The organism is Streptomyces yangpuensis (assembly GCF_024666385.1).
Taxonomy (GTDB): Bacteria; Actinomycetota; Actinomycetes; order Streptomycetales; family Streptomycetaceae; genus Streptomyces; species Streptomyces yangpuensis.
In genome coordinates, this window is record NZ_CP102514.1 from 2,535,023 (window position 1) to 2,557,414 (window position 22,392).

At 71.4% G+C, this 22,392-nt stretch carries 8 protein-coding genes; all 8 read right to left on the reverse strand.

The window, feature by feature from the left end:
- Entirely contained in the window at positions 1 to 6,957 is a 6,957-nt protein-coding gene (locus tag NRK68_RS36750; protein ID WP_308296135.1) for an RHS repeat-associated core domain-containing protein, read from the reverse strand.
- Between the two features lie 94 nt (positions 6,958 to 7,051).
- Positions 7,052 to 10,669, reverse strand: a complete 3,618-nt coding sequence (locus NRK68_RS11700) for a LamG domain-containing protein (protein ID WP_257855732.1) — start codon at positions 10,667 to 10,669, stop codon at positions 7,052 to 7,054.
- Positions 10,666 to 12,123 (reverse strand): VCBS repeat-containing protein, encoded by a 1,458-nt coding sequence (locus NRK68_RS11705; RefSeq protein ID WP_257855733.1) that lies wholly within the window; start codon positions 12,121 to 12,123, stop codon positions 10,666 to 10,668. Before NRK68_RS11705 ends, NRK68_RS11700 begins: the two co-directional genes overlap by 4 nt.
- 453 nt (positions 12,124 to 12,576) lie before the next feature.
- Complete coding sequence (locus tag NRK68_RS11710; RefSeq protein ID WP_257855734.1) at positions 12,577 to 16,548, reverse strand: Rne/Rng family ribonuclease; 3,972 nt, start codon at positions 16,546 to 16,548, stop codon at positions 12,577 to 12,579.
- 234 nt (positions 16,549 to 16,782) lie between these two features.
- Positions 16,783 to 17,562, reverse strand: a complete 780-nt coding sequence (locus NRK68_RS11715; RefSeq protein ID WP_046775514.1) for a TIGR03936 family radical SAM-associated protein — start codon at positions 17,560 to 17,562, stop codon at positions 16,783 to 16,785.
- A gap of 111 nt (positions 17,563 to 17,673) precedes the next feature.
- On the reverse strand, positions 17,674 to 18,759 hold the full coding sequence (locus NRK68_RS11720) for a hypothetical protein (protein ID WP_257855735.1): 1,086 nt from the start codon (positions 18,757 to 18,759) through the stop codon (positions 17,674 to 17,676).
- 83 nt (positions 18,760 to 18,842) lie between these two features.
- Positions 18,843 to 20,768, reverse strand: a complete 1,926-nt coding sequence (locus NRK68_RS11725) for a TIGR03960 family B12-binding radical SAM protein (RefSeq protein WP_183065374.1) — start codon at positions 20,766 to 20,768, stop codon at positions 18,843 to 18,845.
- Between the two features lie 73 nt (positions 20,769 to 20,841).
- Entirely contained in the window at positions 20,842 to 22,362 is a 1,521-nt protein-coding gene (locus tag NRK68_RS11730; RefSeq protein ID WP_257855736.1) for a CYTH and CHAD domain-containing protein, read from the reverse strand.
- Between the last annotated feature and the right edge of the window lie 30 nt (positions 22,363 to 22,392).

Below are 22,392 nucleotides of genomic sequence, written 5' to 3' on the forward strand. Positions count from 1 at the left end.
CTACGTACCTCCCTTGATGAACGTTCCGACGTAGTAGAACGTCGCGTAGTGATCGGGAGTGTAGTAAGCGGCTCCTCCGTCCCTCGTCACCACGAGGCGCTCGGGCCCTCGGATCACCTTGCCGCAGCCGGAAACGCTGCAGACCGGGTTGTCGGCGATCGCGTTGACGTCGAACTCCTTGTACTTGCCGACGTCGGTGGGCAGCTGTCCCTTTCCGTTGCCCCAGTTCCCGCCGCCCTCGTAGCCGGGGATCTTGCCCGTGCCGCCCGGCCGCGCGTTCAGCTTGGCGAGCATGTCGTGCGCCTTCTGCGGCGCCACACCGGGGACGATGCCCGGTCCGTCCGGGCTTCCGTTGTCTCCGCCGTGCAGGTGGCACAGCGGGGCGTTGTGCACGAGCAGCGAGGTGTCCCCGGCAAGCACGTAGTAGGCGTGGATGCCGTCGACGGTGAGGTCGAAGGTCTGCATGCGCTGGGTGAAGAAGCGCATGGCCTTGACCGGGACGGTCCTGCCCTCGGGCGTGCGCAACAGCATGCCGGGCACGAGCTCGCCCGCTTCGACGAAGCGGCCCTCGTTCTCCACCCAGAAGGGGTGCGTGACCGTCGTGACCAGCGAGGTGTCGCCGGATCCGGTTGTCACCGTCAGGTCGACGAAGTCCTTGTCGTCGGCGGTGACGATGGTGCCGGCGACCTCCCGTACGACCTTCTCCCCCGTCTCGGTGTCGGTCGTGACGATCTTGTCGCCCAGGGACACCTGCTCGATGTTCTTGGCCGTGCCATCGGCCATGAGCACCTTGGTCCCGGCCAGGAAGCTGTGCTTCTGACAGCCGCTGAGCCTGGCCTTCGCCGCGTCCAGCGCCCCCTTGGCCTTCTTGACCGCGTCGGACGCCTTCCACCAGGCCTTGGCCCCGTCGATCAGGTCGCCCGCCAGACCCGCCAGGCGCTTGATCAGCTGTCCGGCCTTCTCCCACTTCCACGGGGCGCCGTACTTGGCGAGCACCTTGCCCGCCAGGCCGCCTGCGAAGCTGCCCGCGATGTTCAGCGCGGTCTCGCCGCAGGAACCGAGGTCACCGCTGGAGAAGCAGTCGAGCGCGGCCGTGACGCCGAGCTCGTCCATGAGGATCTTGGTGATCTGCTTGACGGCCTGCTTGACCTTGCCCTTGGCGCCGGTCAGCTCCCTCTCGGCGTTGTTCAGGTCGTCGGTGGCGTTGTTGACGTCCTCCTCTTCCTTGCTCGCGGGAGGGTCGTACCGTCCGTTCGTGCAGCTGCTCGGGTTCTTCTGGCAGTACGCGCGCTCGTCCGGGTCGTACAGACCCGTCGGGTCGCTCGCGCTGACCGGGCGGTTGTGGGCGTACGCGTACGCGTTGAGCTGCTGGGCGTCGTTCGTGTCGACGACCGGGTCCGGGGTGATGAACTTCCCCAGGAACGGGTCGTACTCACGGGCGCCGATGGTCGTCAGCCCCGTCGACGCGTCGATCGTGCCGCCGACGAAGCCCTTCTCCCCCGGCCAGGTGCCCTGCGGAGTACCCCGCCTGTTGCCGTACGGGTCCATCCGGCGCTGAGTGACCGCGCCGGTCGTCGCGTCGATCGCCAGCTCGCCCGTGCCGTGGTGGTCCGAGGCGAGGAAGGACAGCTTGTTGTCTGGGGTGCGGACGGCGATGCTCTGGCCCGCGAAGGAGTAGTGGCGCGTCGCCTTCGCCGTGGTCGCACCGGCGTCCAGACGCAGCTCCATGCCGGGCAGGTACACCGTGGTGCCGGTGGCGTCCTTGCGCTGGATGCGGCTGCCGTCGGCCCCGTAGAGGAAGGTTGTCTCCGACGCCTCGTTCTTGCCCGGGGTCGTGACGTCGTCCGGCTGGCTGTTGCGGACGGGGTTGCCGAGGGCGTCGTACTCCAGGGTCTGGGTGTTGCCCCCGATCGTGCGCTTCTCGGTGTTGCCCGCCGCGTCGTAGCCGTAGGTGTACTGGCGGTCGCCGGTCGGGGTGTTCTCCACGACCTTCTCGACCCGGTGGGTGCCCGCCTTGTAGGTGAAGGTGCGCTTGACGTCCTTCGAGGCGTTGAGGCCGGTGTCGTGCGCCGTCTCCGTCAGACGGTTGCCTACCGCGTCGAAGGTGTACGAGTTCCAGTACGCCGCCGGACCGCCCAGGGCGGCCGAGCCGGGAGCCTGGTTGCAGGCCGCCGGGCCCGAGCCGGAGACCGGAACCTGGCTGCCGACCGTGCCGGAGGGCGCTGCCGCCGTCTTCGTGGTCGCCGGGGTCCAGGACTCCGTCATGCGGTTCTGGTAGTCGTACGCGAAGCACTGCAGGTCGGGCGTGCCCGCGCCCGCCGTGTCCGCGATGGACTTGACGTTGCCTATCTGGTCGTAGGAGTAGTTCGACTCCTTGGCCGGGCCGGTGGTGGACCCGTAGACGTCCACCTTCGACTGGATCAGGCGGTCGGTGCCGGTCTCGTACTGGAAGGTCTGCCAGGTCTTCTTGCCGCCCGTGTTCAGCTCCAGCTGCTGGAGCAGGGTACGGCCCGACCAGATGGCGTTGGTGACGTACGACGTCGTGCCCGTCATGGTCTTCAGGCGCTGGATGTCGTCGTAGCCATAGGCCAGCACCTCGGCGGGAAGCCCTCCGGCGGCGGGGATGCCGTCGCTCTGCTTCGTGCCGTCACGGTTGAAGGCGCTGGCGTAGACGTAGGTGCCCGCGAGGCCCGTGCCCGAGGAGGCGGGGACCGTGTAGGCCGTCTTCAGGGGCTGGTAGAACTCATCCATTCCCTGGACGATCGTGGCGAAGTACTCCGTCGCGTTGATGTAGCGCAGCGACGCCCATTCCTTGCCGAGCCAGCCCGCCTTGTCGTAGCGGGTCTCGGTGAGCTTGGTGCCGGTGGTCGCCGGACCGTCCCACGTGGACAGGGTGCGGCCGAGCTTGTCGTACACCGTCGAGACGGTCTTGCCCCGGGCGTCGGTGACGGTGACCGGGCGGTCGACCTCGTCGTATCCGGTGGTCCGCTTGCCTGAGTCCGGGTCGACAGCCTCGATCACACGGCCGAGCTGGTCGTACTTGTACGTCCAGGTGTTGGCCGCAGCATCAGTGAGCTGCTTGAGCTGGCCCGCCGGCGTGTAGTCGTACTTCGTGGTGTCGTACCCGGACGTCGGCCCGGCCGGGACCGGGGAGGCGCCCTTGTAGTGGCGGACCTCCGTCGTGCGGTTCTGAGCGTCCGTCAGCGTGGTCGTCGGGGTGCCGCCAGTCGGCGGGTCGATGTGGACCCGGTCGCCGCCGTGGACGTACGTCGTACGCCACTGCTCGCCGCCGGCCACCGCGAAGACCTCGGCGGTGGTGCGGCCCAGACCGTCGTACTCGTACCGGGTCTGCGCGCCGACATCACCGTTGCGGACGATCAGCAGCTCGTCCGAGGCGGCGCCCGCCGCGTTGTACGTGGCGTTGACCTTCTCGACCTTGCCGGTCGGTGTGTAGAAGGTGTCCGCCACCATGCGGGTGCCGGACGGGCCCTCGGTCTGCTTCTGGCGGGGCCGCAGCAGGCTGTCGTACAGCTGGTACTCGGCGCCGTACGAGCCGTCGATCTCGATCTTCTCCGTCTTGACGGAGACCGGCTTGTCGAGGCGGAAGTTGTAGCTGTACTTGATGCTCGGGGTCTGCGCGGCCGCCTTGGAGCGGTCCGGCAGCCAGACGGAGACCAGGCGGCCCAGCGGGTCCAGCGCGAGGTCGGTGCGCTTGCCGTTCGGGTCGGTCTGGCCGAGGGACTGGCCCCAGGCCGGGGCGTAGTCGGTGGTGGTGACGTGGCCGAGGGCGTTGGTGACCTTGGCCTGGGAGATGAGGCCGTTGACGTCGGTGTACTCCGTCTTGGTCTCGGCGCCCGAGGCGTCGGTCTGCGAGGTCGGGCGGCCGAAGGCGTCGTAGGCCGTCGTGCCGGTGACCTGGTAGGTGGCGGTGGTCCCGTTGTGGGAGGTCATCCGCTCGGTCTTCGTCGCGTTGCCGGCGGTGGGCGCCGCGCCGAAGGCCAGGTTGTCGTAGGAGGTGCGCTCGTCCGAGAGCACCTGGGTCTTGCGGTCGGGGGTCGTGGCGCACTTGACCGAGACGGTCTCGACGCGGGAGGTGAGGCCGAGGACGTTGGCTGCCGCGTTGTCCGCGTAGGAGGTGCGGGTGCAGGTGTCGTCGGTCGTGGTGGACAGGTCGCCCAGGTCCTCGGAGGTGAGGACCCGGCCGGTGCCGTTGGCCAGGTCGTACGTGGTGTTCGACTCGGTCTCGCGACGGCCGTCGCCGCCCTCGGTCACCGAGTAGCCGCGTGTCTTGACCGTCTTGGTCAGGGAGGCGTGGCTGGTGCCCCAGGTGTTGGTGTCCGTCGCGGTGTAGTGCCGCATCGGGGTCTTGATGACCTTGGAGACGAGCTTGTCACCGTTGTAGGTGGCGGCCTCCAGCTCGTGGCCGGTGAACTCCTTGTGGTCGGTGTACGTACCGCTCTCGGAGTCGGTGACGGTGACCGAGCGGGCGGTGCCGTCCGGCTTCTTGTCGCCGTCCAGGCCCTGGAGGTACGTGTAGTCGATGCGGGTCGGCTTGGCGGTGGCACTGCCCGTGGTCACCTTGACCTTGCCGTAGCCCTGCCAGCCGCCCCAGGTGAGGTACTTGTCCTCGGTCATGCCGTCGGGCTCGGCCTTACGCCAGCCCGCGGGGCCCTGGTAGTCGTACTCGGTGACCTGCTCCGGGGCGCCGCCGGTCCGGTCGGTCTCGATGACCCGCGCGACGACGTACTTGTGGAACCAGTCGGTGATCGGGTCGAGGAAGCCCGGCGGGGACCAGACGACCGGGTAGCAGCGCTTGGTGGACTCGCCCGGCTTGGGCAGGGTGTCCTTCGTGCACTCCGCCGGGGCGTAGTTGACGTCCAGCTGGGCGCCCGTGTCGCTGAGGACGGTGGAGAGGCGGAAACGGTGGAAGGGCGCGATGGACTCACCGAGGCCGTCCACGCGGTTGGCCAGCTGCGTGCCCATCAGTTCGACCGAGGGGACCTTGGCGCTGCCGCCCTTGCGGCCCTCGTGATCGATCTTCGACAGCCACAGGGTCTTCGACTGGTCGCCGTTGTCGGTGAACTGGTGCGTGAACGTCCAGGCGTCCACGTCGTCGTAGTTTGTGGCGTCCTTGCGGATCTGGGTGGTGACGCCGGTCAGCCGCTGGCGGGTCCAGAAGGACGCGGCGACCTGGGTGGCGTTGCACTTGGTGTTCGGCGCGCAGTACCGGTCCATCGGAACGTCCGGCCAGTGGGCGGCGTTGGCCGTCTTGAAGTCGGCGGGCAGGCACTTGAAGGTGTCCGTCGGCAGGCAGCGCTCCTGGGTGGTGAACACCACGCGGGCCGGGGCCTTGGCCGAGTAGACGGTGGCCTCGCGCTGGCCGTAGTCGATGCGCTTGACCCAGCCGCCCGAGGTGTACGCGGTGCCGTTGACGTCGGTCTTGCCGTTCAGGGCGTAGTGGTTCGTCTCCTTGCCATAGAAGTACGACATGACGTTGCCCTGGCGGTCCTTGACGTAGTCGAGGTTCCAGCGCCAGCCCTGCTGGCAGGAGGCGTTCGCGAAGGTCGCGTTGTAGCAGGGCTCGCCGGTGTTGTTGCCGAAGACCGGCGTCGTCCACACGGACGAGGTCTCCTCGTTGCCCGTGGCCCAGCCCGGCAGACGGTTCTTGCCGAAGTAGTACTCGGTGCCGTCGGTCGTGGTGATCTTCCAGTGCTCACCGTCGTTGTCGCCGTTGACGGCGCCGGTGAGCTGCTCGACCTTGGATCCGTCGTCGGCCGCGATCCGCCACTTGCCGTCGGCGTCACCCTTGATGAGCTGGGTGGACGTGCCGTTGAGCATGACGGTGGCGTTGTCGAAGGCCCAGCACTGCTCGGCGGAGTTCTTCTGGCCGTCCTTCGCGCAGGGCTTGTAGGTGCGCTCGACGTAGCCGGCCTCGTACGAGAAGCCCTCGCCGAGCCAGGAGCCCTGGTTGTTGGTGTCGGAGGTGCGGCCGTCCGCGGACTGCGAGGAGTAGCCGAGGCCCACGGTGGGCGCCAGGCCACCCGGGGCGGGCGGGGTCCGCAGCGGGTAGGACCAGGAGAAGCCGCCTGAGGAGGTGGCCACGCTCCACTTGGCCGAGGGGGCCAGCGGGGTGGCGGCGTAGTTGCCCTGCGTGCCCGAGTCACCGGCGGCGAGGGCCACCATCGAGCCGCTCGCCGCGGGACCGGCCGCCATCACGGACATGCCGGCCGGGCGCGCCGGAGCGGTCAGGTCCGCGGAGACCGTCTTCGTCTTCGCGTTGTTGACCGTCTTGAGCGGCTTGGGGAGTTCGGGGCAGGCCGCGGTGCCGGGGTCGGCGACCGCCGCACAGGCCGGGAGCTCGACCAGCTGGAGGCGCGATCCGTAGCTGCCGCCGAAGCCGTCGGCGAACGCCGCGTAGTCGACGTGCAGCCGGACCTGACCGCCGTCGGCAGCCTGGTCGGCCCGCTGGACGCGCAGCAGGGCGCCGGCGCCGAGCTGGGTGGCGCGCTTCGGGTCGACGACGTCGACCCGGACCTTGCCGGGCTGCTTGGCTCCGCCGATGGCGGCGGCCGAGAAGGAGGTGGCCGCGGCTTTCGCGCCGGCTTCCTTCGGGGCGGTGACGGTGACGGGCAGGCCGCCCACCTTCACCTGGGCCGCAGGCGCTCCGCCGGTGGCCGGGACGGCCAGTTCGGCGCTGCCCGTGCCGGGCCAGACGGGCTTGTCCAGCTTCTTGACGGCCGCCTTGGCGGTGGCGTTCGCAGGGCGCCCCTTGGACTTGGCCTTGGTTCCCTTGACGGGATCGCCGAAGTCCTGGACTCCGGGCCGCTTGGTGCCGCCGGGGGCCGTTTCCAGCGCCTGGACGGACGAGGCGGACAGGGCGAGGCTCAGGCCGATGACGACCGAGGCCAGTGTTCGCCGGTGTATGCGCCGATTGAGCAATCGGCCGCGTAGAGACATCAGTGCACTCCACAGAAGAGGGGCAGGAAGGTACTGCGGAAGCGGACAGGTGTGCCCGCCCTGTGCAGGGCGGGCACACCTGTCCGGGAAGGGTCTAGCTCTCCGTCAGCTCGACGGTGCCGGCGAGCTGGACGACGGAGATCGGGTCGAGGGCGCCGTTGTAAGCGCGGATCTCGTCAATGGCTCCGGCGAAGTACTCGGCGTTCCCGCGGAGCGAACGGCCCACCTGGAGGCCGCCGGTGGCGGCCCAGGTCGTGTTGTCCACGCCCTGCGCCGCGGCCAGCTGGCCGTTGACGTACAGGCGGATCTGGCCGGCGAACGCGTCGTAGACGACGGCAAGGTGCTGGCCGACGGGGTTGGTCTCCGGCAGGACCTGGGTCTCGGAGAAGGCCTTCACCGTGGCTCCGGCCGTGTCGGTCGTGGCCACGGCCAGCTCCCAGCGCTTGGTGGCGCCTTGGTAGCGGACCTGGACCCGGTTGGCGTTCGTACCGGGCAGCGAGAACACGGTCTGCGAGGCCGTGGCGTCCTGCGAGGCGATCTGGACGCGCGCCGAGAGCGTGAAGCTCGTGGCTCCGGTGACCGGGGCGGCCGCCGTGGAGGCGTAGTCCCCGTTGCCGTCGAGGACCAGGTGGCCGGTGCCGACCATGGCGTCGACCGGCGGCGGGTCGGCCAGCGGGTCGGGGTTCGGGATGTAGATGGCCGCGTTCCCCGCCATCGTCAGGGCCTGGCCGCCGCCGGTCTCGGGGGAGGCTCCGGACTGGGCGGTGTTGAGCTTCCAGTAGCCCTTGCGCTCCGGCCGGACCGTCTTGATGTCCGTGATCTGGGCGGGCAGGAGCGGCCGGCTGAAGACCCGGACCTCGGCGAGGTCACCGACGAAGGCGTCCTCGTAGCCCGCCTTGTCGATGTGGCGGCCGATCTGGAGTGCGCCGTACGACTTCCAGGTGGAGCGGCGGACCGTCTCGCCCTTGAGGTCCTTGTCGACGTACAGCTGGATCTTGCCCGCGGCGCCGTCGTAGATGCCGGTCAGCAGCACCCACTGGTCCTTGACCGGGGTGACGCCGGTGGACAGGGCCTTCCATTCACCGAGGGTGTCGACGTCGCCGGTGGGGATGGAGAACTTCCACGTCTTGGCCGTGGCGTCGTAGCCGAGGACGAAGCCCGGCTCGCCGGTGCCGTCCTGGCTGACCACCGTCATGTCCCGGCTCAGGTCACCGGGCCGGACCCAGGCGCTGACGCTGAAGCCCTTGAGGGTGTCCAGCACCGTGCTGCCCGCGTCGACCCAGCTGTCGGCGGTGCCGTCGAAGCGAGCCGCGCGGTCGATGGTGCCGCCCGGTCCGGGGACACCGAAGGTGACACCCGGGCCGAAGCCGGCCGGGTACTTGCCCTGCTCCTCGTCGGCGGCGTTGCCGCCCGCCTCGTCGGCGAGGTTCCACTGTGCGGCAGCGGCCACGCCCGCGGCGACGTAGAAGGAGTGGCGGGCGAGGGCACTGGGGTGCCCGGCCCTGTCGACCGCGACGACGTCGACCCAGTGCGGGCCGGAGCGGGTCGGCGTCCAGGTCACCGAGGCCGGGCCGCCCGCCGCGGTGTTGGCGACCTCCTTGGCGGTCTCACCGGCGAAGGTGTAGCGGTACTTCACGACGTCCGTGTCGGGCACGGTGTCGTTCGGGTTGGGCGAGAAGGTGAACGTGCCGGGAGCCCCGACACCGTCGTGGTAGACGTTGGTGGCCGGGTACTGGGCACTGAAGACGTTCGGCTTGCCCGGGAACGACTTGTCGTACATGAACTCGCACTTGCCGCTCCACGGCCCCCATCCGTCGCCGTCATGGGCGGCGACGCTCCAGGAGATGGCCGTGTTCTCGGGAATCGTCGAACGGGCGGTGTGCTCGAAGGGGGTGGAGCTGGTCGGCGCCTTGTAGAGCGTGTCCTCCTCGTAGGACTTGGCGGCGCCCGCCGCGTCCTTCCACTCGAGCTTGAAACGGACCTTGACCTGCTCGCCCGCGTCCGCGTCGTTCGCGATGGCGCGCAGCGTCGGCGGCACGTCGCTGTAGGGCCGGCCGGTGCCCGTGACGCAGGCGCCACCGGGGTTGGACGACAGGGCGGAGGTGTTGATCAGGCCCGGCAGCGTGTTGTAGCTGATGCTCAGGTACGCGTTGCCGCAGACCCGCTTCCAGCCGCCGAAGGTGCTCTCGTCCTGGGCCTTGAGGTTGAAGAGCATCGAGGGCCAGCGCTCGTTGGCCGCGGTGCGCACGCTGTTGGTCAGGCCTCCGGTGGCACCGGACTTGAAGTGCATGTTGGCCTGCGAGGTGCAGCTCGTCGGCTGGATCTTCTGGTCGAGCGTCTCCAGCGTCGTCAGCGTCGCGCCCTGCGTGTTGTTCCAGTTGCTGGCGCTGTTGATATGGGCGGTGCTGCCCCCGACCCGCTGGAGCTGGATGGGTTCGGCCCTGGCGTCGGCCCAGTACACGTGCTGGACACGCGCGCTGAAGGTGGCGCCCAGGATCTGCTTGCCGCCGTAGAAGGACAGCGGGATCTGGAACAGGACACGGCGCGTACCGACACCGGCGCACGAGGCGGCGCTGTAGTCCGTCGGGCACTTGCCCACGCCCGCGCTGCCGGAGTACTGCCACTCGCCGACCGTGGGCTTGCCCGACATCACGGCGGTCCAGCCCGAGCGGTCGGTGGTCTTCTGGATCGGGTCGATGACGACGGGGAAGACCGTCGCCCCGTCGCGCAGCAGGTTCTGGTCGGGGACGAGGGTCAGCTTGTCCTTGGACACCTCGATGCCGAGGGCCGTGGCCTTGCCGCCGCCGCCCGGGCCTTCGAGGGCCGGGGCGAGCGCCGCGGCGGCGGACTCCCCGGTGGGGGCGTCGGCGCGGGCCGCGGACAGCGACTTCGCGACGGCCTTGGGACCCTTGGTGCGGGCCGCGGCCTCCTGGGAGGCGGCCGAGTCCCACATGGACGGGGCGCCGGACTGGAAGACCGTGCCGCCGACCGTGCTGTCCTCGGCGGTGACCGCGCCGTTCGCGTCCTTCTTGTACGTCAGCCCCTTGGTCCTGAGGCCGAGGTCCAGGCGTGTCAGGCGCGGGTCGGCGGCGGCCTGCGGGGTCTTGACGACCAGCAGGTGCCCAAAGCCGTTCGCCTCGGCACGCACCTTGAGGTCGACGCCTGGCAGGGCGTCGGGGTACGTGGCGGTGTCGCCGTCGAGCACGGGCGCGGGGAGCTTGCCGTAGGGCCAGGTCAGCGCCATCTCGTGGGTGTTGCGGGTCATGGTGACGAACGGCTTGCCGGCCGCGCCGTCGGAGAAGGCGAGACCGACCGTGGTCGCCTTCGGGACGACGCTGCCGTCCGCGCGCTTGACCAGCGTCTTGTCGATGTCGACCCACTTGCCGTTCTTGACCGCGTGCACCGGCTCGGTGTACTCGCGGGCCGTGTAGGAGCCGTCCGGTGCCGCGAAGATCTCCCGGCGCTCGGTACGCAGGCCGAGGACCTCGACCTGCTTGCCGCTCTTGCGGGCCACGGTCCGGGCCTCCGCCTCCGTCTGGACGGGGGTGCCCACGGCGACGGGCTCCGGGGAACGGGCTGCGTCGGGGCCCTCCCAGAGGTCCAGGCCGAGCGTGGTGGCCACGACGGCGCCGGCGGTCACCGCGGCGATCGAGGCGCGGCGCAGCACGGTGCGGCCGATGCCGCGGGACGTGCGGGGCTGGTGCGTCATCATCGGACCACCGTTCCGAAGGTCTTGCGGTCGGCGGGCAGACCGCCTTCGCCGGGCTTGAACGTCTCGGTGGGCGCGCCGCCCGTGCCGCCGATCGTCCACGGGAACAGGTAGACCGCGTGGCCCTCGGCCGGGCCGTACGGCATGCCCACGTAGAGGCCCGCCGCACCGCCGCCGATGCTCATCCCGGCGTACTCGCGCGGGGCCTCGGGGGTCGGGATCTCGGAGCCGGGCTCCAGGATCTTGTCGGTCTCGCCGGGCGCACCGACCATGCCGAACATGTGCACCACGCCCCGGTCGGGGACGCCGTTGGCGGCGTCCTCACCCGGGACGCCGACGGCGAGCCTGACGTTGGCGCCGGTGCTCGTGCTGGTCGGCGCGGTGTTGTAGGCGGCGACGCGCTGGCCGAAGTAGTCACCGGCCTCGGACTCGCCACCGACGTCGGTGGTGTTCTGATCGATCCAGGCGAGCTCCGTGTAGGCACCCGCCGCGTCGATCTTGAACACCTGGACAGCGCCCGCGTCGACGGTGGTGGACAGGTCCTCGCCCGGAATCCCGACGGCGAGGAGGGACTCGGTGGTGCTGGTGGCTCCGGCGGCGCGGTAGGGCGTCGCGGCCAGCGAGCGGCCGAAGCCGTCGCCGGTCTCGCAGCCGCCGAGCACGTTGGGCGTGTCCTGAGTGATCACGTTGAGCGGCTTGGGGTAGCCCGCCGTGAGGGCGTGGCTGAAGATCGTCACCGCGCCGGACTCGGCGATGGTGCCCTGGGCCTCGCCCGGGGAGCCGACCGCGAGGTGGGTCGCGGTGGCCGCGACGGTGGTGCCGAAGCGGTCGTACTCCTCCTTGGCGTCGGGTACGGCTCCCGCGTTGGTGGTGTCCTGAGTGACGAGCGTGGCCGTCATCGTGGTCGAGCCGGAGATGTAGAGGAAGGCGCCCGCGTCCACCGTGGTGCCGACGTCCTCACCGGGCACGCCGGCGACGAGGAACGGCACACCGGCCGAGGTCTTGCCCGCGGCGAGCGAGTAGCCCGTCCAGTCGTACGACTCGGAGCCGATGGCGGAGATCAGGCCTGCGCCCTGGACGTACTCGACGCTCGCCTTGCCGGCGGCCAGGCCGGCGGGCGAGCCATGGACGACGACGATGCGGCCGGCGTCGATGCCGGTGCCGACGTCCTCGTAGGGCGTTCCGATGGCGAGGTCGCTGCAGCCGTCGAGGTCGGCGTCGTACACGGCCATCGAGTGGCCGAACTGGTCACCCGCCTCGGACCCCCCGGACTTGGCGGCTTCCTGGGTCAGTTCCAGGACTCCCTTGCCGCCGCCGTACACGATGTGCACGACCCCGGCCTTGGAGATGCCGTTGACGGTGGCCTCCGGGTCCGCGATCGCGGTGTCCCGGATGCCGTCCCCGTTGAAGTCCGATTCGGCCCCGGAACAGCCGGCGGCCGCGGTGGCCGTGCTCACGAGGGGGGTCGGTCCTGCCGTCAGGGTCAGGGTGAGGGCCGTGGCCGCCAGGGCCCAGGCTCCTCTGGCGGCACGCCGCCTGGCCGCGCCGTGTGGCGCGGTTGTCGCTCTGCTCACGTGGTGGTTCCGCTTTCGTCGGTTTCGAGGCTGTTGAGCGGCAGCCGGAAAGCAGGAAGAAGCAACGGAACGTGAAAGATGTGCGACAAAGAGCGACGCGGGCGCGGGTCAGTGCGCGTGCGTCGGCCATCCCCCCGCTCGCCAAGGATCCCCCCGTGACAAGCCGCTTGACAGCAAGCGTTGAGCCACTGTGACGTGAACTCGCCTGCTGAACAAGGGTCAATGTCCGACATTGGGTGATCACGGACGCTAACAGATTGATCACATCCGCAAAAACGGCTCTGTCCGGCACCAACTGGTGCCGGACAGAGCCGTTTTGAACCGTACGCCGCGAAATCAGCCCTCGGTCGGAGCCGAGACGGACGGGGCGGCCTGCTGCTCCGCCGCCGCGGTCTTCTTCGTCGTCCGCTTCGCCGCGGTCTTCTTCGTCGTGGCCGTCTTCTTGGCCGCGGTCTTCTTGACGGCCGCCGCCTTCTTGGCCGGGGCCTTCTTCGCCGCGGTCGCCTTCTTGGCCGGAGCCTTGCGGGCGGCCTTCTTCGCCGGCGCGGGCTCCTCCGCGGAGGCCTCCGGCTCCGGCTCGGCCTCGGTCACCGGGGCCTCGACGACCACCACGGCGGCCTCGGTCGCGCCCGCCGGGGAGCCGGCGGGTGCGGTGGCCTTACGGGTGGCACGACGGCGCGGACGGGCCGGCGCGGCCTCCGCCACCGGGGCCTCCTCGACCACGGCGGCCGGCTCGGGCACGGCGGCCGGCTCGGGCTCGACGACGGGCTCGGGCTCCGCGGCGACGACCGGCTCCGGAGCCTGCTCGGCCTCCGGCTCCGCGGCCACGACGGGCTCCGCGACGGCCTCGGCGACCGGTGCGGGCGCGGTGGCCTTACGGGTCGCCCGGCGACGGGTACGGCCCTTCGGCGCGGCCTCCTCGACCGGGGCGGCCGGGGCGGCCTCGACCGTCTCCACGGCCTCGACGGCCTCGGCGACGACCTCGGCCACCGGCTCCAGGACGGTGTCGGCCGGCTCGGTCACCGGCTCGGCCACGACCTCGGACACGGGGGCCTGCGCCGGGGCGGCCTCGCGCCGCGGGGCGCCCGCCGGGGCGGTCGCCTTGCGGGTGGCACGGCGCCGGTTGCGGCGACCGCTCAGACCTGCGGCGGCCTCCGCCTCGGCCGGGGAGCCGTAGAGCTCCTCGCCCGCGGCGAACTCCGGCTCGGGCAGCGCCTTCGGCGCCGCCACCTCGGCGGCGACCTCGGCCTCGGTCTCGAAGGCCTCGGCCTCCGCCCCGGCGGTCTCGACCGTCTCGACCTCGTGGTCGTGCTGGTCGAACTCGGCGCGGCCGCCACGGCGCTTCGAGCGCTTGCCGTTGCCACCGCCGCCGATCGCGGCCGGCGACTCCATGTGGACGATGACACCGCGGCCGTTGCAGTGGACGCAGGTCTCGGAGAAGGACTCCAGCAGACCCTGGCCGACCCGCTTGCGGGTCATCTGGACCAGGCCCAGCGAGGTGACCTCGGCGACCTGGTGCTTCGTACGGTCGCGGCCCAGGCACTCCAGCATGCGGCGCAGGACCAGGTCGCGGTTGGACTCCAGGACCATGTCGATGAAGTCGATGACGACGATGCCGCCGAGGTCGCGCAGCCGCAGCTGGCGCACGATCTCCTCGGCCGCCTCCAGGTTGTTCCTGGTGACGGTCTCTTCGAGGTTGCCGCCCTGACCGGTGAACTTGCCGGTGTTGACGTCGATGACGATCATCGCCTCGGTCTTGTCGATCACGAGGGAGCCGCCGGAGGGCAGCCACACCTTGCGGTCGAGCGCCTTGGCGAGCTGCTCGTCGATCCGGTACGTCGCGAAGACGTCGACCTCGGAAGTCCAGCGCTGGAGCCGGTCGGCCAGGTCCGGGGCCACGTGCGAAACGTAACCGTGGATGGTCTCCCAGGCGCCGTCACCGCTGACGATGACCTTCGAGAAGTCCTCGTTGAAGATGTCGCGCACGACGCGGACGGTCATGTCCGGCTCGCCGTACAGCAGGGACGGCGAAGAGGTCGTGATCTGCTTCGACTTCTTCTGGATGTCCTCCCACTGGGCCTGCAGACGCTCGACGTCGCGGCGCAGCTCGTCCTCGCTCGCGCCCTCGGCCGCGGTGCGCACGATGACGCCCGCGTCCTCGGGGACGATCTTCTTGAGGATGGTCTTCAGACGCGCGCGCTCGGTGTCGGGCAGCTTGCGGCTGATGCCGGTCATCGAGCCCTCGGGCACGTAGACCAGGTAGCGGCCGGGCAGCGAGACCTGGCTGGTCAGGCGGGCGCCCTTGTGGCCGATCGGGTCCTTGGTGACCTGCACGAGGACCGACTGGCCGGACTTGAGGGCGGACTCGATGCGGCGCGGCCCGCCCGCCATGCCGAGCGCCTCGAAGTTGACCTCACCGGCGTACAGGACGGCGTTGCGGCCCTTGCCGATGTCGATGAAGGCGGCCTCCATCGACGGCAGCACGTTCTGGACCTTGCCCAGGTAGACGTTGCCGACGTACGAGGTGGCCTCTTCCTTGTTGACGTAGTGCTCGACGAGCACGTTGTCCTCGAGGACGCCGATCTGGGTGCGCTCGCCGGACTGGCGGACGACCATCACGCGCTCGACGGCCTCGCGGCGGGCCAGGAACTCGGCCTCGGTGATGATCGGCACGCGGCGGCGGCCCTGCTCGCGGCCCTCGCGGCGGCGCTGCTTCTTCGCCTCCAGACGGGTCGAGCCCTTGATGGACTGGACCTCGTCGGACGGCTCGGCCTTCTCGCGCGCCGGGCGCGGCTCGCGGACCTTGACGACGGTGCGCACGCCGTCCTCGTCGCCGGCGGACTCGCCGGTGACGTCGGCGGGCTCACCGCTGCGGCGCCGGCGACGGCGGCGACGGCGGCTGGAGGTGGAACCGAAGGCCTCTTCGGTCTCCTCCTCCTCTTCCTCGTCGGCCTCCGGAGCCTCGGCCTCGGCCTCGGTCTCGTCCTCGGCGGACTCGTCGAGGTCGGCGGCCTCGCCGCGACGGCGACGGCGGCCACCGCGACGGCGGCGGCGCGAGGGGCGCTCGCCCTCGTCACCCTCGTCGAACTCGGCGGCCTCGGCGGACTCGGCGGACTCGTCCTCGAGGTCGGCGGCCTCGGCCTCCGGCTCCTCCTCGGCGAGCACCTCGGGCAGGGAGACCGGAGCGGCCTCGGCGCCGCGGCCACGACGGCGGCGACGGCCGGTGGGCTGCACGGGCTCGGCGGGAGCGGCGGCCTCGGCCTCCTCCTCCTCGATCTCCTCGGCCTCGATCGCGGCGGCGGCCGCGGCGGCGGCCATGGCGGCGGTCTCGGGGGTCTGGAACATCGGCTCGGTGAAGACCGGCGCCTGGAAGACGGCCACGGCGGGACGCACCGCGCGGCGGGCGCGGGCCGGAGCGGCGGGCGCCTCGGCGGCCTCGGGCTCGGCGGCGGGCTGCTGCTGCTGCGGGGCGGCGGCGGCAGCGGTGGTAGTGGAACGGGTGGCGCGGCGGCGGCCGCGCTTGGGGGCGTCCACGGCGTCGGCGACGGTCACGGCGCGGGTGGGGGCCTTGGGGGCCTCCTCCGCGGCGGCGGCCGGAGCCTCGGCAACCGGAACCTCGGCGGCCTCGGCGGCCGGAGCGGTCGCGGCACGGGTCGCACGACGACGGGCACGCGGAGCCGGAGCAGCCACAGCCTCCTCGGCCACCGGAACCGGAGCGGCCTCGACGGCGGCGGCCGGAGCCTCGGCAACCGGAACCTCGGCGGCCTCGGCGGCCGGAGCGGTCGCGGCACGGGTCGCACGACGACGGGCACGCGGAGCCGGAGCAGCCACAGCCTCCTCGGCCACCGGAGCCGGAGCGGCCTCGACGGCGGCGGCCGGAGCCTCGGCAACCGGAACCTCGGCGGCCTCGGCGGCCGGAGCGGTCGCGGCACGGGTCGCACGACGACGGGCACGCGGAGCCGGAGCAGCCACAGCCTCCTCGGCCACCGGAGCCGGAGCGGCCTCGGGGGCCGGGGTCACGGCGGTGGGCTCGACGACGGCGGCCTCCGCGGCCTGGGTCTTCGGCGCGGCCACGGCGCGGGTCGCGCGGCGGCGGGGACGAGCGGGGGCGGCGGCCGGAGCGGCCTCCTCGGCGGGGGCGGGCTCCGCCACCGGCGTCGGCTCGGCGGCAGCAGCGGCAGCGGTGGTGCCACCGGGCGGACCGGCCGGCCGGGAAGCGGCGCGGCGACGCCTGCGCGGGGGCAGGTTGTCGCTGGGGCTGCCGCTGTCGGCGCCGGCGGGGGTGGTGTCGTTCTCGTTGTTGAGCATTGCGGGCGGTTCTCCCGTCACGCCCCCGGGCGCCGCGGCTGACTTCCGGTCCGGCACGGCTCCGCGCGGAACGCGGAGCCGGCCTCCGGGGCGCGTTCGCCACACGGGAGCTGTAGTCCATGGCCGCCGGTTCCGTACGTGTTTGTCCGTACGGCCTGGCGGAAGTCTTCAGGTCTGTACGCGGCCCGACCCAGGTGGCTCCCGAGTGCCAGGGCTGCGCGACGACGACGATCCCTACGCGGCGGGACCTTCCGGCGCCTTCGCGTCGGCGGTCACGGCGGCCGTGGGTGGGGCGGCCGTGTCTGCCTCGCGGTCGGGCGCGAGCGGGTCGGTCACCGTGCCGGACTCCTCGTCGAAGAGCCCCTGCGCCAGCCTGGTCACCGCAGAGGGGACCGGCGGCGCCAGGTCGGCCACAGCTCGGAGACCGGACAGGACGTCGTCGGGTCGCACGGCAGGTGTCAGATGCCGAACAACCAGCCGCAGTATCGCACAGGCATTGTCCAGCGGCCTATCAGCCGGCGCGGGAAGCGCTTCGAGGCTGACGACCGCGCCGCGGGTGTCGAAGGTGCGGATGCCGTTCTTGGTCTTGCGCTGCACCTCGACGGTCTCGGCGGCGAGGAAGACCGCCACGGCCCGCTCGGCCTCGGCGAGCTCCACGCCGTCCAGGCGCAGCTCCCACACGGAGGCGGTCAGCCGGTCGGCCAGGCCCGGGGTGCGGGCCTCGACGGCGTCGATGATGTCGAGCCCGACCGGCATCGACTCGTCGAGCAGCTCACGGAGCTTCTCGGGGTCGCGCGGTGCGGCGAGGCCGATCTCCAGATATTCGGCCTCGCTGCCGGTCCCGGTCGGGGCGGCGTTCGCGTAACTGACGCGCGGGTGCGGGGTGAAGCCCGCCGAGTACGCCATGGGTACCTCGGCGCGGCGCAGGGCCCGCTCGAAGGCGCGCTGGAAGTCTCGGTGGCTGGTGAACCGGAGGCGGCCGCGCTTGGTGTAGCGCAGTCGGATGCGCTGCACCACCGGTGCGGGGGGCGGGCCTTCGGGCTGTCGCTTGCCCAGTGGTTCTTCTCCTTGTGCGGGGCTCCGCGGCTCGCGCATCGCCCTGAGGTCTGGTCGACCCGCTCCGGCTCACCCCTGCCGTCGGGGCAGGGAGATCTCGTCAGCGGGTGCCGCGTCGGCGGCTGTCGTACTACCCAGAGTACGCGCCTGTGACCTCGCCGGTTCCCCGGGAGGAGTACCGAAGAGCGCACGGCGTACGGTGGCGCGTGCCTCGCGGACCGCGGCGCGGCCGGTCCGCCAGACCTCGCGCACGGCGTGTCCGACGGGGGTGAGCACGTGCCGGTACACCCGGGAGGCGGGCCACCCGACCAGCACCCAGCCGACCAGCTTGAGCCCGCGCCACAGGGCGGCGACGATCCGCCCGGCCACGTGCCAGGCCCAGAGCAGCACCTGCCCGGCCGGGGTGAGCACGTACCGGTACAGACCGGCGGCCAGCCAGGCGGTCCCCAGCCCGACGGGCCGCAGCAGATACCGGTACACGGCGACGATCAGCCATGCGAGGCCCAGCCCGACGGGCCGCAGCAGATACCGGAATACCGCGACCGCGAGCCATACGAGGCCGTGGCCGACGGGGGTGAGCACGTACCCGTACACCGCCGCGGCCAGCCAGGCGATCCCGTGGCCGACGGGGGTGAGCACGTACCGCCACAGCGCGACCCACGGCCAGAAGAACAGCGCCATGCCGAGCGCCCAGACGATCCGGGTGACGCCCTTGGCGAGGGGGGCGAGCAGGTAGCGCATGCCGCCCCGGCAGAGCCAGGCGAGCCCCGCCCCGAGGGGACGCAGCAGGTGGGTGGTCAGGAACCGGCCGGCCGGCGCCAGCACCCGCTCGTACAGCCCGCGCGCCAGCCAGGCCAGTCCCTGCCCCACGGGGACGAGCACGTACCGCCACAGCCCGGCCCACGGCCAGACGAAAACGATCTTGAACAGGGTGGTCAGCAGCCATCCCAGCGCACGGAGCAGTGGCTCGACGACATGGACGTACAGCGGCCCGAGCACGTGCCGGTGCACGGCCCGGCCCGCGGCGACCAGCAGTTCCCACACCACTCGTACGGGCAGTACGACGAGTACGGCGACGATCTTCACGGGGACCCTGATGACGCCCACCAGGCACCCGTCACCGCCGCCGGCGGGAGGCCGTTTGTCCATGTCCATGCCGTCAATGACACGACGGAGGCCCCCACCCGTTGCGGGCGGGGGCCTCTCGTGACCCAAGGGTTACGTGACCGGCCGGCCGGTCACTTCACGACCGACAGCGGCAGCAGCTTCTTGCCGGTCGGGCCGATCTGGATCTCGGTCTGCATCTGAGGACACACGCCGCAGTCGAAGCACGGGGTCCAGCGGCAGTCGTCGACCTCGGTCTCGTCGAGGGCGTCCTGCCAGTCCTCCCAGAGCCAGTCCTTGTCGAGACCGGAGTCCAGGTGGTCCCAGGGCAGGACCTCCTCGTAGGTGCGCTCGCGCGTGGTGTACCAGGCCACGTCCACGCCGTAGGCGGGCAGCGTCTTCTCCGCGGCCTGCATCCAGCGGTCGTAGGAGAAGTGCTCGCGCCAGCCGTCGAAGCGGCCGCCGTCCTCGTAGACGGCGCGGATCACGTCGCCGATGCGGCGGTCACCGCGGGAGAGGAGGCCCTCGACGATGCCGGGCTTGCCGTCGTGGTAGCGGAAGCCGATGGAACGGCCGTACTTCTTGTCGCCGCGGATCTTGTCGCGGAGCTTGCCCAGGCGGGCGTCCGTCTCCTCGGCCGACAGCTGCGGCGCCCACTGGAACGGGGTGTGCGGCTTGGGCACGAAGCCGCCGATGGACACCGTGCAGCGGATGTCGTTCTGGCCGGAGACCTCGCGGCCCTTGGCGATTACGTTGACCGCCATGTCGCCGATCTGGAGCACGTCCTCGTCGGTCTCGGTGGGCAGGCCGCACATGAAGTACAGCTTCACCTGGCGCCAGCCGTTGCCGTAGGCGGTGGCGACGGTCCGGATCAGGTCCTCCTCGGAGACCATCTTGTTGATGACCTTGCGCATGCGCTCGGAGCCGCCCTCGGGGGCGAAGGTCAGGCCGGAGCGGCGACCGTTGCGGGTCAGCTCGTTGGCCAGGTCCACGTTGAAGGCGTCCACACGGGTCGACGGGAGGGACAGGCCCACCTTGTCGTCCGAGTAGCGGTCCGCGAGGCCCTTGGCGATGTCGGCGATCTCGGTGTGGTCCGCGGAGGACAGCGAGAGCAGGCCGACCTCCTCGAAACCGGTCGCCTTGAGACCCTTCTCCACCATTTCGCCGATGCCGGTGATGCTTCGCTCCCGCACGGGGCGCGTGATCATGCCGGCCTGGCAGAAACGGCAGCCGCGGGTGCAGCCGCGGAAGATCTCCACGGACATGCGCTCGTGGACGGTCTCGGCGAGCGGGACCAGGGGCTGCTTGGGGTACGGCCACTCGTCGAGGTCCATGACGGTGTGCTTGGACACGCGCCACGGCACGCCGGAGCGGTTGGGGACGACGCGGCCGATGCGGCCGTCCGGCAGGTACTCGACGTCGTAGAAGCCCGGCACGTAGACGTTGCCGGTCTTGGCGAGACGCAGGAGGACCTCTTCGCGCCCGCCCGGCCTGCCCTCGGCCTTCCAGGTGCGGATGATCTCGGTCATGTCGAGGACGGCCTGCTCGCCGTCGCCGATGACCGCGCAGTCGATGAACTCCGCGATCGGCTCCGGGTTGAAGGCCGCGTGGCCGCCCGCGAGGACGATCGGGTGGTCCACCGTGCGGTTCCTGGCCTCCAGCGGGATGCCCGCCAGGTCCAGGGCCGTGAGCATGTTGGTGTAGCCCAGCTCCGTGGAGAAGGACAGGCCGAACACGTCGAAGGCGGAGACGGGGCGGTGGCTGTCCACGGTGAACTGCGGCACCTTGTGCTCGCGCATCAGCTCTTCGAGGTCCGGCCACACGCTGTAGGTACGCTCGGCCAGGACGCCCTCGCGCTCGTTGAGCACCTCGTACAGGATCATGACGCCCTGGTTGGGCAGCCCGACCTCGTACGCGTCCGGGTACATGAGCGCCCAGCGGACGTCGCAGCTCTCCCACGGCTTCACCGTGGAGTTGAGTTCACCGCCGACGTACTGGATGGGCTTCTGCACGTGCGGAAGCAGGGCCTCAAGCTGAGGGAAGACCGACTCGGTCATCACGCGACTTTCGTGAAGCGGGCAGGGGGCAGCTATCTAGCGTACCCCGACGGCTCGGCCGCCCCCACCCGCATGATCACTTCAGGGCGGTCCGCAGGGCCGGGGCCGACGCCTTCGCCCAGATGGCCGGAAGCTCCCGTTCGCGCCGCTCGGCCAGTGCCTCCTCACGGCCGTAGAGCACACCCCAGGTGAAGGCCGGCTCCCCCGCGTCGGTGGCCAGGGCCGCGAGGCCGCGCAGGGCCTCGCGGGCCACCACACTGTCCTGGTGGTCACCGAGCAGGGTCTGGACCTTCTTCACGGCCTTGGCCAGGTGTTTCGCCGGCTTGCCGAGTTCGGGCTCGGCCGACTCCGCCGCGTACCGGACGCGCTTGGCCGCCTTGCGCGCCTCGTGCAGGGCCAGGTCCCGCTCCTTGCCCTCGTCGAGGGCGAGGGCGCTGTCGATGCGGGTGGCGAGGCGCGCGTAGTCGCGGAGCACGGCCTTGGGGAGGACCTTCTTGGGGGACTTGGCGGCGCCGTCCAGCAGCGGGGGCTCGTCCAGCAGGGCGTCGAGGCCGTTCAGCAGGGTGACGTAGCGGTCGCTGTCGAGTGCGGCCAGCGCCCTGCGGCGCGATCCGGTGCGCCGGGCGGTGTTCCACGTCCGCAGCCGGGTGCGGACCGGGCCGGTCAACAGGGTGCGCGGCAGTTCTGCGAGGTGGGCCTGGAGGCGCTCCATCAGGACCTCCTGGTCGCGGTCGACGCCGAGTTCGGCGGCCAGCCAGCGCAGCTCCTCGCCGATCGGGTCGGTGACCTCGCGGTCCAGCACCTTGCGGTACGTCTTGAAGGCGCTGCGCAGCCGGCGGGTGGCGACCCGCATCTGGTGGACGGAGTCCGGCAGGTCGCGGCGTACGGCGGGGTCCTGGGCGACGAGGGCGTCGCGCTGCTCGGCCAGGTACGCGACGACGTGCGCGCCGGCGGTGCCGTCGGGTCCGCCGCCGGAGGGCCGGGCCGGGGGCTCGGCGTCGGTCTCGGCGAGGGCGCGGGCGAGTTTGGAGGGGGCGTCGGAGACCTTGAGCCCGGCCTTGCGGAAGGTCTTCTCGACGGCGTCGAGCAGGTCGGGGCCGACGCCCTCGGCGAGTTCCACCTCGACCTCGGTCCAGCCGGCGGTGGTGTCGCCGCGCTCGGCGAGGACCTCGTCGGTGCTCAGTTCGGCGAGGAGCGCTCCGTCGGCGTCCAGCAGGTGGCTGACGCGGCGCGAGGAGACCAGCCTGACCTGCGGCGCGAGTGCGGCGTCACGGACGCGGGAGCGGACGAGGGCGGCGAGGGCGGGCGGGACGGTGTCGCTCAGTTCCGCCCCGACCTCGTCGCGCACTCCCGGGGAGACGGGCAGTTTGAGGTGCCAGCCCTCGTCCGCGCCGCCCGTTCTGCGCCGGAGGGTGAGACCGTCGGCGGCGAGCCGCTGGTCGGGGGTGTCGTAGTAGACGGCGTCGAGGTCGACGGTGCCCTGGTCGGTGACGGCCGCGATCGCGGCCGTCCCCGTCAGGTCCGGCACCCCGCGCCGGGCAGATTTGGCCTTGGAGAACTCGAATTTCCGCTCGATCTCGCGCTTTGTGTCCGCCATGTACCGAACTTAGTCCTGAACGGAACACCT

Coding starts and splice junctions, on each gene's coding strand:
- NRK68_RS36750 (WP_308296135.1), bottom strand. CDS start 6,957: ATGTCTCTACGCGGCCGATTGCTCAATCGGCGCATACACCGGCGAACA.
- NRK68_RS11700 (WP_257855732.1), bottom strand. CDS start 10,669: ATGATGACGCACCAGCCCCGCACGTCCCGCGGCATCGGCCGCACCGTG.
- NRK68_RS11710 (WP_257855734.1), bottom strand. CDS start 16,548: ATGCTCAACAACGAGAACGACACCACCCCCGCCGGCGCCGACAGCGGC.
- NRK68_RS11720 (WP_257855735.1), bottom strand. CDS start 18,759: ATGGACATGGACAAACGGCCTCCCGCCGGCGGCGGTGACGGGTGCCTG.
- NRK68_RS11730 (WP_257855736.1), bottom strand. CDS start 22,362: ATGGCGGACACAAAGCGCGAGATCGAGCGGAAATTCGAGTTCTCCAAG.